This window comes from Dongia sp. (assembly GCF_041910485.1).
Taxonomy (GTDB): domain Bacteria; phylum Pseudomonadota; class Alphaproteobacteria; order Dongiales; family Dongiaceae; genus Dongia.
Genome location: NZ_JAYRQR010000014.1, coordinates 59,326 through 77,780, shown reverse-complemented (window position 1 = coordinate 77,780; position 18,455 = coordinate 59,326). Strand labels below are relative to the sequence as shown.

The window sequence follows — 18,455 nt, the reverse complement described above, 5'->3', positions numbered from 1 at the left end:
CAAACCCGCTCGTGGAAACGAGCTGCTTGCCGTTGGCAGGAAGAGTAAATCTCTATCAGATTGGTAGACAAACAAGCGTTTCTTGGGCCAAGCACAAGTTTTTCTTGTTACCCCGCCAGATTCATAAGGAATTTCAAATGGCTAATGCCAGAGCATCGCGTCCGACGCTCGCCATCGTCGCCCACGACCAGATGAAGGAACGGATGCGCGATTGGGCGGTGGCCCACGAAAAACACCTCGGCCGCTATCGGCTCTTTGCGACCGGGACGACCGGCGGCATCGTCAGCGCCGCCTGCCCCAGCCTCAAGATCAAGCGGCTGAAGAGCGGCCCCTTGGGCGGCGATCAGCAGATCGGCGCCATGATCGCCGAACGCAAGGTGGAGGCCCTCATCTTCTTCATCGACCCGATGACGGCGCTCCCTCACGATGTCGACGTCAAGGCGCTGATCCGTCTCAGCATCCTTTACGACATTCCCTTCGCCTGCAACGAAGCGACCGCCGATCTCCTGATCCGTGGCATGGCAGGAAACCGGCGGCCGTCGCGTCAGAGATAGGCGACTTCCGTCATCATGCCGGTCGCCATGTGCAGCAGGTTGTGGCAGTGGAACGGCCAGCGACCGCGATTGTCGGCATCGAAGGCGATGCTGACCGACCCGCCGATCGGCACCAGCACGGTGTCGCGCACGGCCCCGGAAAAGGCGGGGCCATCCACGGCCACGACCTGGAAATGATGGCCGTGCAGGTGCATCGGATGCGCCATCATGCTCTGGTTGACCATCTCGATGACGACCCGCTCGCTCTCGGCGACCTCCAGCGGATGATGCTGGCCGAAGGTCTCGTTGTTGATCGACCAGACATAGGGCGACATGGAGCCGGTAAGAATGGCGCGCAACGATCGTGCCGCCTTGCGCTCGGGCAACGGTGACGCTGCCTGCAATTGACGCTCGAAATCGATCGTCACCGGCCCAGCGGGCTTTTCACCCATCTCCGCCACCTTGGCCACTTCGGCACCGGGTGTTGCCAGGATGATGCCGGTACGCTCCGCCCCTCCTTCGCGCTCGGCGAGGATGGGGAAGGCGCCACCTTCCTTCGGCAGGTCGATCACGATGTCCAGGCGCTGCCCCATCGTCATCGGGAAGCGGCGACCGCCGACCGGCTTGATCGCATTGCCATCGACGGCGATGACCTCACCCGTGAGCGCGCCAAGGTCGATATGGAAGGCCGTGCTGGTCGCCCCGTTGATGAGGCGCAGGCGCACACGGCCGGCTCGTTCCGTGCGCACCACCAGCGGATCGCGCAACGTGCGGTCATTGGCGAGATAGGCGTCGTAATTGACGTCATTGAGGTCCATCGCCATGCCCGACATATCGTGACCAGACATGTTCATGCCGCTCATGTCCATGCCGCTCATATCCATCCCAGACATGTTCATTCCCGACATGTCGTGACCCGCATGGGACATGGCCCCGGCGCCGAGTTCGGCGAGGATCTCGGCGGGATCGCGGAAAGTGAAATCGTGCAGCAGGACGACCACCTCCTGCGCATCGGCCTTCAGATCCTCGGCGGTGTGCACGATGAGGGGGGCCGCCATCAGCTTCTGTTCCTGAAGGCCGTGATGCGAATGCATCCAGTGCGTCCCCGTTCGGGGCGCGAAATCATAGGCGACCGTGGCCCCGTCGGCGATCGGCGGGCGATCCTTGTCGGCAACACCGTCCTGCAGGTAAGGCGGCGTCATGCCGTGCCAATGGATGATGGCTTCCTCGCCGGCCTTGTTGGTGAGGTCGAGTTGGAAGCGGGCATCGGGTGCCAGTGTCAGCCCGTGCGTGCCATCGGGCTGCTGGATGCCGAACATGTCGGCGGCCCTGCCGTTCACCTCAAGCGATCGGCGCGTGATGGCGAGTTGCAGGGGCGAGGCAGCGCGACCCTGGCGCGGCATCAGGGAAGTGGCGGCAAGCGCGGTGCCGGCGGCCAGGAAGCCGCGGCGAGAGAAATCGAGGGCAATCATGATAACCTCTGTCGAAAGTCGATCGGTGCCGACACGCGGGTAAACGGCCGGCTCAAACAAAACTTGTCAGAGGTGGATGCGGGGTGGCCTGAAGCCCGGCCCGGAATCGATCCCACCGATATCCTGCTCGGCGGCAGGCAACAGTTTCGGGCGTTGCGGCAGATCAGCCACCAGCATGATCGCGGGCAGCAATCCTTGCCCCAGCATCGGACATTGGCCGGTGATGCAGCAGGAGAGATTGCCCTGCTTGTGGGGCGTCCCAGCCGGCGCCTTTTGATTTGCCCCGTGCTGCGGGCAGTCTACAGGCGCGCTGGCCATCGCCTGATCCATCTTATGTCCAGGCGACGCCATTGCCGCCGCCGGCAAGCTGGTCGCGGCCAGCAATCCGGCCATCAGGCAGAAGGACAGAAATGTGACAAGAAGCTTGCGCAAGGGTCATCCCGGCAGATGGGCAATCCACACCGCCGAATATAGAACGAAAAACGGCCGGGGCAAGGCACCCCGGCCGTTTTCCAAATGTCCGGCCATAGCGGCCGAAACCCGTCAGCCTTCGATCGTCGCCGGATAGACCGGACCACCATGCGGTGCCGCATGATCGTCGCTTTCACCCGGCTTCTTCTTCGCATGGTTGGACGCAAGGAAGGTATAGAAGACCGGCAGCACGAAGAGCGTGAACAGCGTGCCGACGCTCATCCCCGACACGATCACGATGGCGATCGACATGCGGCTCGCCGCACCGGCGCCGCTCGCGAACATCAGCGGGATGAGGCCGGCGACCATGGCGGCCGTCGTCATCAGTACCGGCCGCAACCGCAGGCCCGCCGCTGCTTCGACCGCTTCGAGCTTGGAGAGGCCGAACTTCTCCTGCTGCTCCTTGGCCACTTCGCAGATCAGGATGCCGTGCTTGGTGATGAGACCCACCAGCGTCACCAACCCCACCTGGCTATAGATGTTCATGGTGGAGAAGCCGAGCGCCAGCGGAATGAGCGCGCCGCAGACCGAGAGCGGCACCGAGATCATGATGACGATCGGATCGCGCAGGCTTTCGAACTGCGCCGCCAGCACCAGGTAGATGATGGCGATGGCGAAGGCCAGGGTGAAATAGAAAGCACTGCCTTCCTGGATGTACTGGCGCGACTGGCCGGCATAATCCACCGTGAAGCCTTCCGGCAGCACTTCCTTGGCGATCTCGTCCATTTTGGCCAGCGCATCGCCCAGTGTCGCCATCATCACGGCCTGGATGGTGACCGCGTTCTGCTGGTTGAACTGGTTGAGGGCGATGGGCTGCACCTCCTGGCGCAGCGTCACCAGACTGCCGAGCGGCACCGTCTTGCCGCTGGCCGTCTTCACATAGAATTCGCCGAGCTTGGCGGGATCCAGGCGATCGACGCGCGCCACCTGCGGAATGACCTGATAGCTCTTGTTGTAGAGATTCATCAGGTTGACATAGTTCCCGCCGGTCATGGTGGCCAAGGTCTGCGCGATCTCGGCCATGGTGATGCCATAGGCGGCAGCCTTGTCGCGGTCGATCTCGACGATCGTCTGCGGCTTCTCGAACTTCAGATCGACATCCGAATAGAAGATCACCATGCCGCTCTGCTTCAAACGGTCCATGAAGCGCCCGACCACATCGTTGAGCGTGCGGTAATCCGCCGTGGTGTTGATGACGAACTGGATCGGCACGCCGTCGGCGCCCGGCAGCGAGGGCACGGGGAAGACCGCCGTGTTGAGGCCGGAGATGCCACTGAGGAGCCCCGTGAGCTGCTGCAGGATCTCGGCCTGGCCGCGCGCACGTTCCGCCCAGGTCTTCAGCACGGCAACGCCGAAGCCCTGATTGGTGCCGTCGGTGCCGTTGATCGTGAAGAAGCCGTTGATCTCGGGGATCTGTTGCACGCCCTGCTTCATCGCATCGGCATAGCGGTCCATGTAATCGAGATTGGCGTCGGTCGGGCCTGAATAGGCCATGAAGCCGGCGCCCTGATCCTCGGTCGGCGCCAATTCGCGCTGGATGACCTGGAACAGCATGAACAGCACGCCGGAGACGATGACCGCAAACACGATGGTGGCGGCACGGTCCCGCAAGGACGCGTGAAGAAGGCGCAGATAGAAGCGCCGGATCGCGTCGAAAGTGACGTCGATGCGGTGCGACAGGCCGCGCTTGTCCGGATCATGCTTCAACAATTTCGAGCACATCATCGGCGACAGCGTCAGGGCGATGATCCCGGAGACGATGACCGCGCCGGCCAAGGTCAGCGCGAACTCCTTGAAGAGCGCGCCCGTGAGGCCGGTCATGAAGGCGATCGGTGCATAGACGGCGGCCAGCGTGATGGTCATCGAAATGACCGGCACGGCGATTTCGCGCGTCCCCACCAGGGCCGCCTGGAATGGCGACAGCCCCTCCTCGATGTGCCGGTGCACGTTCTCGACCACGACGATGGCGTCATCGACCACGAGACCGATGGCGAGCACCATCGCCAGCAATGTGAGCAGATTGATCGAGAAGCCGAGGATCAGCAGGAACAGGCACACGCCCACCAGCGACAGCGGCATGGTGACAAGCGGGATCAGCACCGATCGTACCGAGCCCATGAACAGGAAGATGACGACCATGACGATGAGAGCCGCTTCGCCGATCGTCTTCATCACCTCCTCGATCGAGGCCCGAATGAAGATGGTGGAATCGTAGGCGACCTGCAGCTTCATGCCCGCCGGCAGGTTTTCCTCGAGCGACGGGATCATGTTGCGGACATCGGCAACGACGGTGAGCGGGTTCGCATCCGGCGTCGTATTGATGCCGATGAACACCGCCTTGTCGCCGTTGACGAAGACCGAGGTATCGGTGCTTTCCGGGCCGAGCTGGATGGTGGCGATGTCGGAAAGACGCACCAACTGGGCGCCTTCATTGCGGACCACAAGCTGGCGGAATTGTTCCTCGTCCCGCAGGTCTGTCCGCGCCGTCGTGCCGACGACATCGAAATAACCCTTGGCGCTGCCGGCGGCGGCCAGATAGTTGTTGGCCTCGATGGCCGCCTGCACCTGCGGCGCCGAGATATCGTACTGCGCCATCTTCACCGGATCGAGCCAGATGCGCATGGCGAACTTCTGCCCGCCGAGCAGTTCCGGATCAGCGACGCCGGGCACGGTCGAGAGCTTCGGCTGGATCACGCGGCTGACATAGTCGGTGATCTGGCCCGGACTCATCCGGTCGCTGGAAAAGGCGAGATACATCGAGGCGAACTGGTCGCCGGTCGATTTCACGATGACCGGATCGTTGATGCCGCGCGGCAGAAACGAGCGCGTCTGGTTGACCTTGGCGGTCACTGCCGTCATCGCCGCATCCGGATCCTCGTTAAGGCGCACATGCACCGTCACCACGCTGGTGCCGGCGTATGAGCGCGAGGTCAGATAGTCGATGCCGTCCGCGGTCGCGACCGCCTTCTGGATCGGATCGGTAATGAAGCCCTGCATCAGATCGGCGTCGGCGCCCGGGAAGGTCGTCGTCACCGAGATCGTGGTGTTGAAGAGTTCCGGATACTGCCGGATCTGCAGCGAGAAGATCGACTGCAGGCCGAGGAGCAGGATGAGGAGGCTGATGACGGTCGCAAGGACCGGCCGTTTGATGAAGATATCGAACATGTTGCCGCTATCCTTACTCCACCGGTACCTGCTCGGGCACGGCCAGCGTGTCATCCTTCTGGACGGCGACGCGCGTGCCGTTGTCGAGCTTCAGCTGGCCGGAAGTAACGACCGTTTCGCCGGCCTTCAGGCCGTCCTCGACGATAATGACGCCATTGCGCCGTTCGCCCGTCTTCACGATGCGGCGTTCGACGGTGACGATGGCGTCGCCCTGTTCGGACTTCCCTTCCTTGGCGACATAGACATAGTCGCCATAGAGCGAATAGCTGATCGCGGTCTGCGGCACGACGACCACATTCATGCGTGACGGCAGCAGCACGGCGAGCTTGGCGAACATGCCGGGGCGCAGCAGACCCTCGGCATTGTCGAACGTGCCCTGCACCTCGACCATGCCGGTCTGCTGGTTGATCAGCGGTTCGATGGCGGTGATGCTGCCCTCGAAGCTCGCGATCGGATAGGCGTCGGTCGTCATGCGGATCTTGTGACCGACCTTGAGGTCGGAAAGTTCCTTCTGCGAGACGCTGAAATTGATCAGCATCTTCGAAAGGTCCTGGATGTTGACGATGGCAACGCCGGCATCGAGATACTGGCCGACATTGATCTTGCGGATGCCGAGAACGCCGGTGAAGGGCGCCTTGATCACCTTTTTGTCGATCTGGGCGGCCAGGGCCGCCACCTCGGCACCGGCCACTTCATACTCTGACTGGCGCTGTTCCAGGGTCGCCTTCGAGATATTGTCGTTGGAGCGCAGCGATTCACCACGCGCCAAATTGGCCTTGGCGAGCTTCAGCGACGCCTGGGCGCTGGCATAGTTCGCGCGCTCGACATCGGCGTCGAGTTGAACCAGGACTTGGCCGTCGCTGACGCGTTCGCCGGACTCAAAGCGGATCTGCTGCACAAGGCCCGGCACCGACGAATTGATGTCGACGCCGCGATTGGCCTCAAGCACGCCGATCGCCGAGACTTCGACGCCCCATTCCTCGCTGGCAGCGGGCTGCGCCGTCACGTTGACGACCGGGATCGGCATGTTGGCCATCGCCGCCTGCATGGCGGCGAAGCCGGAGAATATCTTGAAGAAGACACCGCCGAAAATCACCGCGCTGCCGATCAGCATGAACAGCATCTTCCAGCTGAAGATGCTACGCAGGGCTTTTTTGGTGCGGGAGGGAGCGTTCATGTCTGTCTCCTGGCTCAATTCTTTCTTATTGTCTCTTGGCAATGCCGACAGCTTTCGGCATGGCGGGCATCACGTCGTTCTGACCGAGCAGCTCCAGCGCCTTTTCGCGGATGGCGAGGCGCCGCGTATCGTCCATGACCGGCGAACCGATCAGCCGGTGCAGCCACAGACCGTCCATGGCGAGCGCCACGAGGAGGGCCATGCTGGGGTCCCGCGAATCTTCGGTGAGGCGGCGGAAGGCCGTATCGATTGTCCCTTCCACCGGCCCCAGCAGGCCCGGATTGGTGGCGACCGCCGCCAGCAGGGCACAGCCTGCCGGATCGGTGGTCGGCGCGGCGGGATCGAACGAGGTCTCGACAAGGGCGCGCGCCCAGCGATTGGGACCGGCCGGCAGTTGGTCGTAATGTGCCTGCTGCAGGCTCTCGCACGCGTTGGCCAGGTGCGTGACCATGCCCTGGATCAGCGCTTCCTTGCTCTTGAAATGATAGAGCACGCCGCCCTTGCTCATGCCGGCGGCCTTGGCAGCCTCCTCCAACGTCAGCGCCGCCATTCCCTGGCTGCGCACGACGCTCAAGGCCGCATCGAGGATCTGATCGCGGGTACTCATGGCTGCTTTTCAGCGACTCTCTAGAATTGGGCAGCAGGCTGTACTGGCCGGTTTAGTTTTCCGGCGGAAACTATACCGACTGGTCGGTACAGTAAAGATGCTTTCGGATCACAATTCGGCGTGCGGAATATGCGCAAAAGCCGGAAATCGACTCTGGATCCGGCACTGGCAAATTACGGCTAATCCTCTGAACGATCGTCGGAATTCCGATCGCGCTCGTAATGATGCTGCAGTGGAAAAGCCGGCAGCCAGGACTCCCGGCGGATCGTCCACAGTTCGTAGGTCGGCCGAAACTGGTCGATTTCATCCAGGGAACCCAGATTGATCTCGACCTCGTCCCCCGAGCGCGCGAACACGGACGAGCCGCAACGTGGGCAGAAATGCCGCCCCCCATAATCGCGTGTTTCGCCCTCGATCGTCACGGCCCCTTGCGGGAAGATCGCCGACGCATGGAAAAGCGCCCCATGATGCTTGCGGCAATCGAGACAGTGACAAACGCCCACACGGTAAGGGTGGCCCGTTGCCTGAAACCGGACACCGCCGCACAGGCAGCCACCCGCGAACCGATCCATGCGGCACCTCATCTGCAAGCAAGCGATGGCGGTTTCTACAACAGACCCTCGGCAGGGTCCACCGAGGCCACCAGTTCTTCCACTATTGTCCGCCGTCAGCGCCGTTGCCGCCGAGTGGTGTGCAGGTCGTTTCCAGCACATCCGGGTAGAAATCGAGCCCCCGCATCATCAGTTTGATGCGCAAGCCATAGGACGTGATCTTGCATTCGCTGATGGAAAGAGGGACCGCCGCTGCCACATAGTCTGGAAAGAAGAAACCGTGCCCATGTGCAAGTGACCAAATCTCATTGAACAGAGTGGCCCGGATTCGAAAGTAGAAGCTGTTGTCATCGGTGCAGGGAAGACTGTGGCAACCTTGCACCGAGTGAATATTGTGTTCGGGTGCAATTTCCTGGGAGTTGGTCAGATAAACAACCTCATCCCGTCTTGCGGTCGCAAGATAAAGGCCCGTATCCCAGAGCAGACCAAGCAACGGCAAAACGACAAACCATGCACAGATCAGGCTGATAGCCAGCATCAGCCCAGCACGAGTCTTTGAAAACCGCCTGACTTGGAATTTGTCCTCGGAATAGACAACACGCGCCCAAAGTCGCCGATATGCGTTGAACAGGACGAGCATCGGCACGGAGAGAAAGCGCCCTGCCGGCGCCAGCAAATGTTCGTAGAGCCAAAGCGCGCCAACAGCGACCTGGGCGAAGAAGCGGGCTAGGCCGGTAATATCCTGTGCCGTGCGGGTCTGCCAGCGACCTGCTTCCGCCTTTTCAGCTTCGTAAGCGTGGGCCTCGATACGCGTCTTCAGCGCATCGACCTGCTTCTTGATATCGTTCTGGTCCATCACTGGGCGGCCTTACGCCGATCGCCGGACTGAGGCGCACCGCCATCGATCTTGAAGAATCTCGTCTCCGGGTCATATGTGAAGACAATTTCGCCGCCCCGCCCCTCGAGGATCATGTTGACCAGGATCGGCTCGACATTCGTCTGAATATATCCAGGTAGACCGCGCGCACCGATCGCCGGGTCATAGTGCCCAGCGCAGAATGCCTTGAGATCGGCATCCGCAATCCTGATCCGCAAGCCTTCCGCAGCGTAGGTGCCATCGATGCTGTCGAATTCGCGCCGCACGATCTTTTGGATCGACGGCAAGTCCAAACGATTGAAGCAGACGATGTTCTGTCGCCCGGCAAAGCGATTGAGAAATTCGGATCGATAGGTCGATGCGATGTCACCCATGGCAGCAGCTGACGCTTCCTCGAAAGTCATCGACTGATCGAGAAAATGCGGCTGGCCGATATTCGTCGTCATGATGATAATCGCTTCCGAGAAAGATACCGTCCGCCCGACATTGTCGGTCAATCGACCGTCGGACAAAATCTGCAGAAAGACGTTGAACACATCCGGGTGGGCCTTTTCGATTTCGTCGAACAGCAGCACACGGATCGGGTTCTTGCGCATGGCGTTGGTCAGAATGCCGCCCGCTTCAAAGCCTTCATAGCCCGGAGGCGCGCCGATCAAACGCGAGACAGCGTGCTTTTCCATATATTCAGACATGTCGAAGCGGGTCAGCGCCTTCTCGTCATCGAGCAATGCCTCGGCAAGTGCTTTGGCAATTTCAGTCTTGCCGACACCCGATGGCCCCATGAACATGAAGGCGGCCTGTGGCTTCTCGTTGTTGCGGCGGCCGACACGCGCTGTCTTCACCGCATTTGCAAGCCGCGCCACGGCATGATCTTGCCCGAAAATTCGCGCCAGCAAACCCACTTCGAGATTGCGCAATTTCTCTCGTTCGTCCTCATTGAGCTTGCTTGCCGAGATGCCGGAAATGTCGGCGAACTCCTGAAGCACAATGTCGCGTGTAAGCTTGAGATGCGAGTTGATCTCGGCAGTCAGAGCTTCGAAAGCCGTTCTGTTCTTGGTGAGCTCCGCTTGGAAGGCCGCGATCTGCCCCTTTATCTCCTGCACCATCTTTGATTCGATCCCAGCACCAGAAGCCAAGCGGGCAAAGGCCGAGATTTTTCCGCCATTGCCGTTCGGCGCTTCAACATCGGCCGCAGTCGCGGCGGCCCTGTTCTTCTCCTCTTCCGCCTGCTGTGCGGCCAGACGCTCCTCCAACTCAAGGATGGCGGTCTCGCCTTCCCGCTGGCGTTTGTAGAGAACGCGAATATCCTCCTGCTTCCGGTGCCATTCGGCGCTTATGCGAGCGATCTCCGCCTCTATCGATGCCTTCTCGGCATCGCTCTTAGCCGCCTTCAGTCGGGCCTGCTGATCAATGAGACCCGGTGCCTTGCCATGCGCCGAAAGGCGATAGGTCGAGAGCGCCCGGTCGATGAGGGCCGTGCTCCGTTCCGGTTGGGCGCGGTTGATGCCACCGTCGCGCGAGCGATACTTCGTCGTCAACTCGATCGCGGTGGTGATGGCGTCGGGTGCAATGTCGATCTTGTGGAAATTGGTCAGCTTCTGGGCGCCATCGCTGACAATTTCCTTGAGATCTGCAGGATTGGGCTCCTCGAGATCGATGAAGGTGAAAAGCTCGCGCACGTCCGAATGGCTCTTCAGGATGATATCGAGATCCTCGTCGCGCGCCTCGACGATAGCCTGGGTCTTATTGCTCTTGATAGCGAGCGTCAGCGCGTTGATGAGATAGGTCGTACCGCTGTTGCGCGTCGCTTCGATCAGGTCGCGCATGTCTTCGATGATGAGCACCGACTCCGGCGTGCGGTACAGCGTCTTGATGATGCGGTCGATCGACTCATTGATCTTGACGGACTCTCCCTGGCTGAACAGGGCATCCGTGTCGAGCCAGAAGAGCCGCTTCGAGACGATGTCAAAGGGCGTGTCGGGATTCTTCTTCGAAGCCTGCAGGCCCATGCATAGGGCAGAACAGCCGACGCCACCCGGGCCGACCAGGAGCACCGAATTGGCCTGGCTGCGGATCAGGATGGAGGACAGGCGCTTGAGTTCTTTGTCGCGTCCGACCAGGCGAAAATGCGGAAACCGCGCCAGGTAATCGTCGCCTCGGATGAGATAGTTCATGGAGTTGTCACGTCCAAATTGATGCTGGTGAAGGCCCCCGGGAGACAGGTCGTCTCCCGGGTTTCAGCCGGTCGGACCCTACTGGCCGAACTTGAAGGGCGACGCCGCATTGGCTTGTGCAGCGGGCGCCGCGGCCGGCGCAGCATTGCCGCCGGCCGTATCGGCATTGACGGCAATGGCCTCGCCGAGATCGTCCTTGACCGTCTCGGAGAGCTTTTTCAGCTCGTCGAGCTTGGCGCGCATTTCGGTCAACCCTTCCTTCGAAATGCTGGTCGCGGTCCGGATCACTTCACCATAGGACCCCAGATCCTCGATCGCCTTTTCAAGGTCGCGATTCTGGTCGGCGATTCCCATCGCCAGCCGGATGCTTTCCTTCTGCGCCACCTTGTTGGTGTTCTCGGCCATCTGCTGCAACGTGTCCTTGGCCATGGCGGACGCCTCGCCAAGCGCTGCCTGGGAAACAGCCTGGAGAACAACGGACAGGCGGTCGGCAACGCCGGATACGCCCTGGCTGTGCATCATGCGGGCGCGGATGGATTGCTGGTCCACAGCATCCTTCATGGTCTTGATGCGGATGGCACCGGAAGTGAGATCGGCAAAGGTCGACATGGTGTCCGTCGCTGACGCATCGAGGAGCGTGATGTGCTGTTCGACGGCCATGCGCTTCTGTTCGCGCGTCATTTTGGCAATCGTATCCTCCTCACCCGTCGGCTCCTGCAGACTGTCGCGCTGCTTCAGATTCTTCTCGCCGGCATCCTTGATGCCCTCGTTGAGGATCGCATAGACCGTCCCCATCGTGCCGTTGGCATCGGCGAGATTTTCCACCTGATCGCCCATCTTGCCGAGATGCTCCCGCACCGAGCCGATGCGGGTCTTGGCCGTCGAGACGAAGTTGATCGCGGAATCGACCAGCTCGCGCTGACGCTGTTTGTGTTCATCGGTGCTGATATCGAGCAGTTCACGCAACTTGGCCTTTTGCGCGGCGAACTCGCCAAGTTCGCTCTTCGTCTCGGCGACCTTTGCGTTGAGCGCCTCCAATTCGCCGGACAGCTTGCCGAGATTGTCCTTGATCTCGGTCAGCTTGCGATCGTTCTGGTCAATCTCGACCTGCGCCGATGCCTTGATGCCGCCCAGCCCGAAGAAGGACTTGTCCTGCCGCAGCAGGTCATTGGAGCGCATCAAGCGTTCCGCCTCGTTGCTGAGATTGGCGGCTTCCGTACGCTTGGCTTCGCGCTCCTTGTTGAGTTCTTCCTCGGCCTTGCGGTCGCGGATGATTTCCTGGAACGCATCGAGCGTCAGACCGTTGGTCCGCAGCGTGTAGATCGCATCGATGATATCGGTGAGCGGCTGCATCTTGTTGTCGAATTCCAGCAGCGCGGTATTGAGATCGTCGTAGACCGTCTTCAACTCGGCGAAGGTTTCGGTATCGGTCAGGCGAATGATCTCCTGCGCCATGGCTTCGCGCTGGCTCTGCAGATATTCCTTGAAGAGCTCAAATTCCTTGATGCGCTCCCGGTTCTCCTCCTTGGTGCCCTCGAAGGTAAGCAGCTTCGCCACTTCCGCCTTCTTCTCTTCCGGCTTGGCCTCGGTCGAGAACATGACCTTGAAGAACGTGTTGGCGGCAATATTGGCAAAGCGCGCGTCTTCGGCCTTCACATCGGCCTTCTTGGCCGGTGTGGCAGTACTGCGCTGGCGCACGGCTTCAGTGAGGACGTCCTGGGTCGAGGTGCTGAGTTTGGCTTTTGCGCCGGCAGTCATCGAAGACAACTCCTAAAGTTGTAAATTCAAACCGGTAAGATGATAGTCCGTCCATCTCTAGGGTGCGAGCGACGGTTGCGTTGCAGGTCACATATTGTAGTTTTCGGCGCCAATTTGAGGGCTGCCTTACGAATTTATTTCGATTTTGCAATGTTATAGCGATATCAATCCAATCACGCCGATGAGTTACGACGCGATCAAAAATCGCCACGCGTGACTATTTTTGCGAAAGAAAGCTATTTTCAACGACTGAATGCCTAGGGCTATGGCCCCTCTCCCGGCCCCATAGCCCCGGTCCATCCCCATGCTATCCAACGAAAATTCGCCCCTTCCCTCAGCTCGTCGCGGCAGGGCGACCGGGGCATCTGACCGGGGGCATTTGATTGGGAGTTGCTTGGGCGAAACTTTTGGCGATCGCCAATGTTGCATCAGGCGAGGCGCCGCCGGATGCACCCCGGCAAAATTACTTGGCGGCTTCGCTGGACCAATTGACGGCAGCGAGTCTCTGATCGGCCATCGGTCGCGCAACCGGCACCCACGTGTCGCGCATCAAGGCCATCAACGGGCGTCTGCGTAGCGCATTGGGATGAGGCGGGCGTTGAGGGTTGAGCGCGGGAGATCAGATATGACCGGTCGACAGGGCGAGCACGAGCACAATCAGCAACACGACGACGAAACCTCCCGGCGCATAGCCCCAATTGCGGCTATAGGGCCAGGCCGGCACGGCGCCGATCAGCATGAGGATGAGCAACACCAGCAGGATCGTCCCAAGCATTTCTTTCTCCTGTCTTCGCACCGCGGCCACCTCGCACCGGCGCCACGCAACATGATGAATCAACCGGTCATTGCCGACAGGGTTCCGGCCATACTCGGACGGAGTGGTCCCCTGGCCTCTACTTGTCGGGGATTTTTACATCCCCGCGCCTTGACGCTCCCCGATCACATGCCCACTATCGTCACGATACTTCGCGCCGCCGACTGCCAGGCATGGTCGTCGGTATCGGTTTACATTTCCCGCCCTTCATGTGACGGAGACGCATCTGCGTGACACCCTGATTGCGGGCGACGCGCCATCTTCATCTTTATGGCAGCGCCTGCGTGCGGTGGCGACCCACCGTACTTTCAGTCAATTGGCTGTGCTCGTCTGCGTTGCTGCCTTCCTGGTGATCGTGGCCGTTGCCGCCACTTTTCTCACCATCGACAATCGCGCCGCGGGCGCCGAGATGTTGCGCAGCCAGCGTTTCACGACGGATCTGGCGCGCCTGTTGCTGCTGGTGCAGCGCGCGGAAACGAGCCAGCGCGGCTATCTCCTTACCGGTAACAAGGATTATGTCGCGTTATACCGCGACAGCATCGGCAAGTTCGATCCGGCGCTTTCGGTCCTGGTCGAGGAAACGCGCGACGATCTCGGCCGCGCGCAGGGCGTTCTCAATCTGCGCAGCTTGGTTGCCGCCAAGCGGAATGAAATGGACCGCGTGCTGACACTCTTCGATTCCGGCCGGCAGGCGGAAGCATTGTCGGTCGTGCGCAGCAACGCCGGCAAAAGCATCATGGACCAGATCCGCGCCAGTATCGCCGAACAATGGACCGCATCGACGCGGACGACCGAGGAACGCATCGCGGCCTGGCGCGCCAACAGCAACTGGCTCCTCATCGTCCAGATCGGGGCCGCCTTCCTCGTCATGGTGGTCTCCGCTCTCGCCGTCATCGCCGGACTGCGGCATATGCGCGGCTTGCAGGCGGCACAGCACGCGCTGGCCCATGCCAACGAATTGCTTGAGGACCGCGTCGCCGCACGCACCGCCGAATTGGTCGAGGCCAATGCCGAGATCCAGAAATTCGCGTATATCATCAGCCACGATCTGCGCTCACCCCTTGTCAATATTATGGGCTTCGCGTCCGAACTGGCAGCCATCCGTGGCGAGATCGCCCCCATGATCGGCCTCTCGCCCACCCCCAACCAATCTGCCGCCAACCAATCCGCCGCACCGCAAGCAGCGGCCCCGGCGCAACGTCCGCCCGGCGCGATCGACCGCGATTTCGGCGAGGCCCTTGGCTTCATCCAGCAATCGACAGCCAAGATGGACCGGTTGATCGGCGCGGTGTTGAAACTTGCCCGGTCCGGCCAACGCCAGTTCCATTTCGAGCGGATTGAGATGAATGCCCTCATCGGTGACATTGCCGCTTCGCTCAAACATCGCACCGATGAAGTTGGCGCCGTCATCGCTGTGACGCCTTTGCCGATGCTGACCAGCGACCGCCTTGCCGTTGAGCAGATTTTTTCGAATCTCCTCGACAATGCGGTGAAGTACCTCGACGACAGCCGGCTCGGCCGTATTGACGTGCGGGCCCGGACATTGCCGCGCGCGGTCTTGTTCGAGGTGGAAGATAACGGGCGGGGCATTTCGGAGGCAGACCTCACCCGCATCTTCGACCTGTTCCGGCGCGGCGGAAAGCAAGACCGGCCCGGCGAGGGCATCGGCCTGGCTCATCTCAAGGTTCTGATCCGCCGCTTGGGCGGCAAGATCACCTGCCGTTCCACTCTGGGCCAAGGCAGCGTCTTCTCGGTTCTGCTGCCGCAGGGCGAACCAAGCGCCACACCAACCGATGGAAATAAGGAAAGATAGAATATGATAAAGGATGCCGTGGTCATCGTGATGGTCGAGGACGATGACGGCCATGCCCGCCTTATTGAAAAGAACATCCGCCGCGCCGGCATCAGCAACGAGATCGTCCCGTTCGCGCAAGGTGGCGAAGCGCTTGCCTATGTCGAACGCATTTGTGCTGAAGGCCGCGAGACCGACGAACGCCGCATGCTCATCCTGCTCGACCTCAATCTTCCCGACATGAGCGGGCTCGACGTGCTGGAACGGCTCAAGCGTGCCGAACGCACCAAGCGGATACCCATCATCGTACTGACGACCACCGACGATCGCGTGGAAATCCAGAAATGCTATGATCTTGGCTGCAGCGCCTATGTAAAGAAGCCGCTGGAATATGACGCCTTTGCCAATTCCGTGCGCCAGCTCGGCCTATTCTTCTCGATCATCGAACTGCCGCCGGCATAGAATATAAGATGTTGAAGGACCCGACGATGATGGGGGAGACCATCTTGCCCGCCAGTTCCACAAGGCCCCGCTTTCTCTATATCGACGACGATTCCGGCACCTGCCGGCTGGTCGCGCGCGAGATGGAACGGCATGACATCGATACGACGGTCGCCTACAGCGGCGCCGACGGCCTCCGTCTGGCGGCAGCGCAGGAATTCGAAGTCGTCGGCCTCGATCACTTCATGCCGGGTGAGGACGGGCTCGACATTCTATCAGCACTGACGGATCTCACCGACCCGCCATCGGTCATCTACGTGACCGGCAGCGAGGATATCAACATCGCCGTCGCCGCGTTGAAGGCGGGGGCGAGTGACTTTGTCGTCAAGGATGTCCAGGGATCGTTTATGGCGCTGCTCAGGAAGGCGATCGGCTCTGCCGTCACCCAGCAGCAGCTGCGCCGTGCCAAGGAGCGCGCCGAAGCCGAGATCCGCGCCGCCAACGAAAGGCTGGAAAAACTCACCGCCACGCAATCCATCCTGCTGCACGAAATGAACCATCGCATCGGCAATTCCCTGCAGCTCATTACCTCGATGATCCGCCTGCAGGCTTCAGCGACGCAGGACGCGCATGCCAAGGATGTGCTGCGCCAGGCCGCCGAACGCGTCATTGCCGTGGCGCAAGTGCATCAGCGTCTCTATACCTCTGACGATATCCGCCATGTCGAGATGCGGGCCTATATCGAGAAGCTCCTCGAAGATCAGCAATTGGCGGCGCGCGATCGCGGCTGCACCCTCGATATCGATATAGCCGACGTGAAAATCGGCACCGATCGGGCGATTTCGGTCGGCATCATCGTCACCGAACTCGTGACCAACGCCTTGAAATATGCCTACCCCGATGCAGGTGGGCCCATTCGCGTTCAGCTGGGGTCCGTGCAAGGCGATGAAGAGACGGACCATCTGCGTCTCGTCGTCGAAGACGAAGGCATCGGGCAAGGATCGCCACACGGCAAGACCGGCACGGGCGTCGGGTCGCGCATCGTCGATGCGATGGCCCGCAGCCTCGGCGCCCAGCTTGAACAAGACGGCAGCAACAAGGGATTTCGCTCCGTCCTGCTGTTTCCGCGAACGCCGGCCGCCGTCAATGGCGGCAGCTGACGGTCCGTTGATTTTGGACGGGAACTAGGCGCGGCGACGGCCCAAGACGATAAGACCGAGCCCCGCCACGACGGCGACGATGCCGGCGACATCCGGAATATGCACGACATGTTCCTCGTCGGCCGTTGCCACCAGCGGTCCGACCTCCAAGACCTTTTCTTCAGTCGTGTAAGAAATGCGGCCAATCGCCAAGGCGACGATTCCCGCAATGACCAGCAACACACCCGCAATCGAAAGTGGCTTCATATTCTCTCCTCGTGAAGATACCAGGGGGCACGCGACATGGGCGGCTTATTTGCCGCTTGTCGGCAGCATCCCGCTCGGCTGTTCCAGGAATTCATCCAATCCGTCTGGCTGTGCTGGCAATGGATCGGAGCGTTGCCCGGGAAGGGCCCCCTGCTCCAGCAGCTGCTTCAATTCGGCACGCGCGCGCGAGACGCGGCTTTTGACCGTACCGACACGGCAATTGCAGACTTCCGCCGCCTCTTCATAGCTGAAGCCACTGGCGCCAACGAGGATCAGAACCTCGCGCTGGTCCGCATTGAGATGCCAGAAAGCACGGCGGAAATCACTGAATTCGAGATTGGCTTCCTGCGACGGTCCGACCGACGGCTCGTCACCGGCCAGATCATCGATGGGCGTGGATTTGATCCAGCGCTTGCGGCATTCGTTGTAGTAGAGATTGCGCAAGATCGTGAACATCCACGCCTTGAAATTCGTGCCCGGCGTGAATTGATCGATGGCCGCCAGCGCGCGGACCACGGCATCATGCGTCAGATCATCCGCCTGATCGCGATTGCGGGTCAATGAGCGCGCGAACGCGCGCAGGTGCGGGATGACGTCCAGCAACATCCGCTCGACATCCGCTCGCGTGTTCTTGGGCACCTGCGCATCCATGCGTTCACTGTCCATCCTGTTTTCAACGCTTGCCTTGGTGGGCAGTTCCGGCACCAGTTTCCTTTGGCTTGCCGGATGGCGGATCGCCTCGCTTGTGGTGATTGTCATGCCTGGCCCTTTTCGCCCTGGGGCTCTCTTATCGGCAGGTTGCGAAATCCGACCCGCCTTGTTTGATCCTGGATGATGATGCGACTTAGCTCTGACCGTTGCCGCCCTTGGCCGGGCCGCCCTGTGCCTTCAGTTCGTTGACGAGGCGCGCAAGGTCGGGTGGCAAGGGTTCGCTGCTGACATCGTTGAACAATCTGTTCAATTGATCGTCGAACCAGCGGTCGAGGCCGTGTTCTGGCGACGCCCGGCGCGTCGGCTGCGCCGTGCTTCGATTTTCTGCGGCCGGAGCAATCGCTGTGGGATCGCCCTTCGCCTTTGCTTGAGCGTTCATCTTTTCATCATTCTCTTCTGGATTCACGGGCGCCAACTGCCTTGTCTTGAGATCCGCCATCATTTGCTCGAAACGTGAGATGTCCACCCCAGATCCACCACCCATCCATTAACCGGACTAAACCTGC

The 18,455-nt window shown here is 60.8% G+C and carries 17 protein-coding genes; 4 read left to right on the top strand and 13 right to left on the bottom strand.

All coding sequences use genetic code 11. The features are described 5' to 3' along the window. Window positions 1-137 precede the first annotated feature (137 nt). Window positions 138-554, top strand: coding sequence for a methylglyoxal synthase (locus ACE3PP_RS04865; RefSeq protein ID WP_374378530.1), 417 nt, complete (start codon window positions 138-140; stop codon window positions 552-554). Here ACE3PP_RS04865 and ACE3PP_RS04860 read toward each other — a convergent pair. The 10 genes from ACE3PP_RS04860 to ACE3PP_RS04815 all read right to left on the bottom strand — a co-directional run bounded on the left by ACE3PP_RS04860 (window position 545) and on the right by ACE3PP_RS04815 (window position 13,560). Then, a complete protein-coding gene (locus tag ACE3PP_RS04860; RefSeq protein WP_374378527.1) occupies window positions 545-2,005 on the bottom strand; it encodes a multicopper oxidase family protein in 1,461 nt (486 codons plus the stop codon). The two genes, ACE3PP_RS04865 and ACE3PP_RS04860, sit on opposite strands and share 10 nt — an antisense overlap. Before the next feature lie 66 nt (window positions 2,006-2,071). Further along, window positions 2,072-2,437 carry a hypothetical protein gene (locus ACE3PP_RS04855; protein WP_374378524.1) on the bottom strand — a complete coding sequence of 122 codons (366 nt, stop codon included), beginning with the start codon at window positions 2,435-2,437 and terminating at the stop codon, window positions 2,072-2,074. A gap of 111 nt (window positions 2,438-2,548) precedes the next feature. Continuing rightward, entirely contained in the window at window positions 2,549-5,641 is a 3,093-nt protein-coding gene (locus ACE3PP_RS04850; RefSeq protein WP_374378521.1) for an efflux RND transporter permease subunit, read from the bottom strand. A gap of 13 nt (window positions 5,642-5,654) precedes the next feature. Beyond that, entirely contained in the window at window positions 5,655-6,818 is a 1,164-nt protein-coding gene (locus tag ACE3PP_RS04845) for an efflux RND transporter periplasmic adaptor subunit (protein ID WP_374378518.1), read from the bottom strand. Window positions 6,819-6,843: 25 nt separating this feature from the next. Next, window positions 6,844-7,425, bottom strand: a complete 582-nt coding sequence (locus ACE3PP_RS04840) for a TetR/AcrR family transcriptional regulator (RefSeq protein WP_374378515.1) — start codon at window positions 7,423-7,425, stop codon at window positions 6,844-6,846. Window positions 7,426-7,604: 179 nt separating this feature from the next. After that, window positions 7,605-7,997, bottom strand: a complete 393-nt coding sequence (locus ACE3PP_RS04835) for a GFA family protein (protein WP_374378512.1) — start codon at window positions 7,995-7,997, stop codon at window positions 7,605-7,607. Between the two features lie 82 nt (window positions 7,998-8,079). Further along, on the bottom strand, window positions 8,080-8,832 hold the full coding sequence (locus ACE3PP_RS04830; protein ID WP_374378510.1) for a hypothetical protein: 753 nt from the start codon (window positions 8,830-8,832) through the stop codon (window positions 8,080-8,082). Continuing rightward, window positions 8,832-11,027 (bottom strand): AAA family ATPase, encoded by a 2,196-nt coding sequence (locus ACE3PP_RS04825; protein ID WP_374378507.1) that lies wholly within the window; start codon window positions 11,025-11,027, stop codon window positions 8,832-8,834. Before ACE3PP_RS04825 ends, ACE3PP_RS04830 begins: the two co-directional genes overlap by 1 nt. 78 nt (window positions 11,028-11,105) lie before the next feature. Continuing rightward, window positions 11,106-12,785 (bottom strand): hypothetical protein, encoded by a 1,680-nt coding sequence (locus tag ACE3PP_RS04820; protein ID WP_374378504.1) that lies wholly within the window; start codon window positions 12,783-12,785, stop codon window positions 11,106-11,108. 619 nt (window positions 12,786-13,404) lie between these two features. Continuing rightward, the gene (locus ACE3PP_RS04815; RefSeq protein WP_374378501.1) at window positions 13,405-13,560 is read right to left on the bottom strand and encodes a DUF3309 family protein; all 156 of its coding nucleotides are present in this window, start codon (window positions 13,558-13,560) and stop codon (window positions 13,405-13,407) included. A 250-nt stretch (window positions 13,561-13,810) separates the two neighbouring features. Between ACE3PP_RS04815 and ACE3PP_RS04810 the strand changes: the two genes are divergently transcribed. The 3 genes from ACE3PP_RS04810 to ACE3PP_RS04800 are packed head-to-tail and all read left to right on the top strand — an operon-like array spanning window position 13,811 to window position 16,992. Then, window positions 13,811-15,412, top strand: a complete 1,602-nt coding sequence (locus ACE3PP_RS04810) for a CHASE3 domain-containing protein (protein ID WP_374378498.1) — start codon at window positions 13,811-13,813, stop codon at window positions 15,410-15,412. A gap of 3 nt (window positions 15,413-15,415) precedes the next feature. Next, complete coding sequence (locus tag ACE3PP_RS04805; RefSeq protein ID WP_374378495.1) at window positions 15,416-15,853, top strand: response regulator; 438 nt, start codon at window positions 15,416-15,418, stop codon at window positions 15,851-15,853. 44 nt (window positions 15,854-15,897) lie between these two features. Beyond that, entirely contained in the window at window positions 15,898-16,992 is a 1,095-nt protein-coding gene (locus ACE3PP_RS04800) for a sensor histidine kinase (protein ID WP_374378492.1), read from the top strand. Between the two features lie 24 nt (window positions 16,993-17,016). Here ACE3PP_RS04800 and ACE3PP_RS04795 read toward each other — a convergent pair whose 3' ends face one another. The 3 genes from ACE3PP_RS04795 to ACE3PP_RS04785 form a co-directional block, all read right to left on the bottom strand. Continuing rightward, window positions 17,017-17,238: a hypothetical protein gene (locus ACE3PP_RS04795; protein WP_374378490.1), complete on the bottom strand. Its 222-nt coding sequence runs from the start codon at window positions 17,236-17,238 to the stop codon at window positions 17,017-17,019. A 45-nt stretch (window positions 17,239-17,283) separates the two neighbouring features. Then, window positions 17,284-17,997 carry a sigma-70 family RNA polymerase sigma factor gene (locus ACE3PP_RS04790; RefSeq protein ID WP_374378487.1) on the bottom strand — a complete coding sequence of 238 codons (714 nt, stop codon included), beginning with the start codon at window positions 17,995-17,997 and terminating at the stop codon, window positions 17,284-17,286. Between the two features lie 85 nt (window positions 17,998-18,082). Further along, complete coding sequence (locus tag ACE3PP_RS04785; RefSeq protein ID WP_374378485.1) at window positions 18,083-18,391, bottom strand: hypothetical protein; 309 nt, start codon at window positions 18,389-18,391, stop codon at window positions 18,083-18,085. Window positions 18,392-18,455 lie beyond the last annotated feature (64 nt).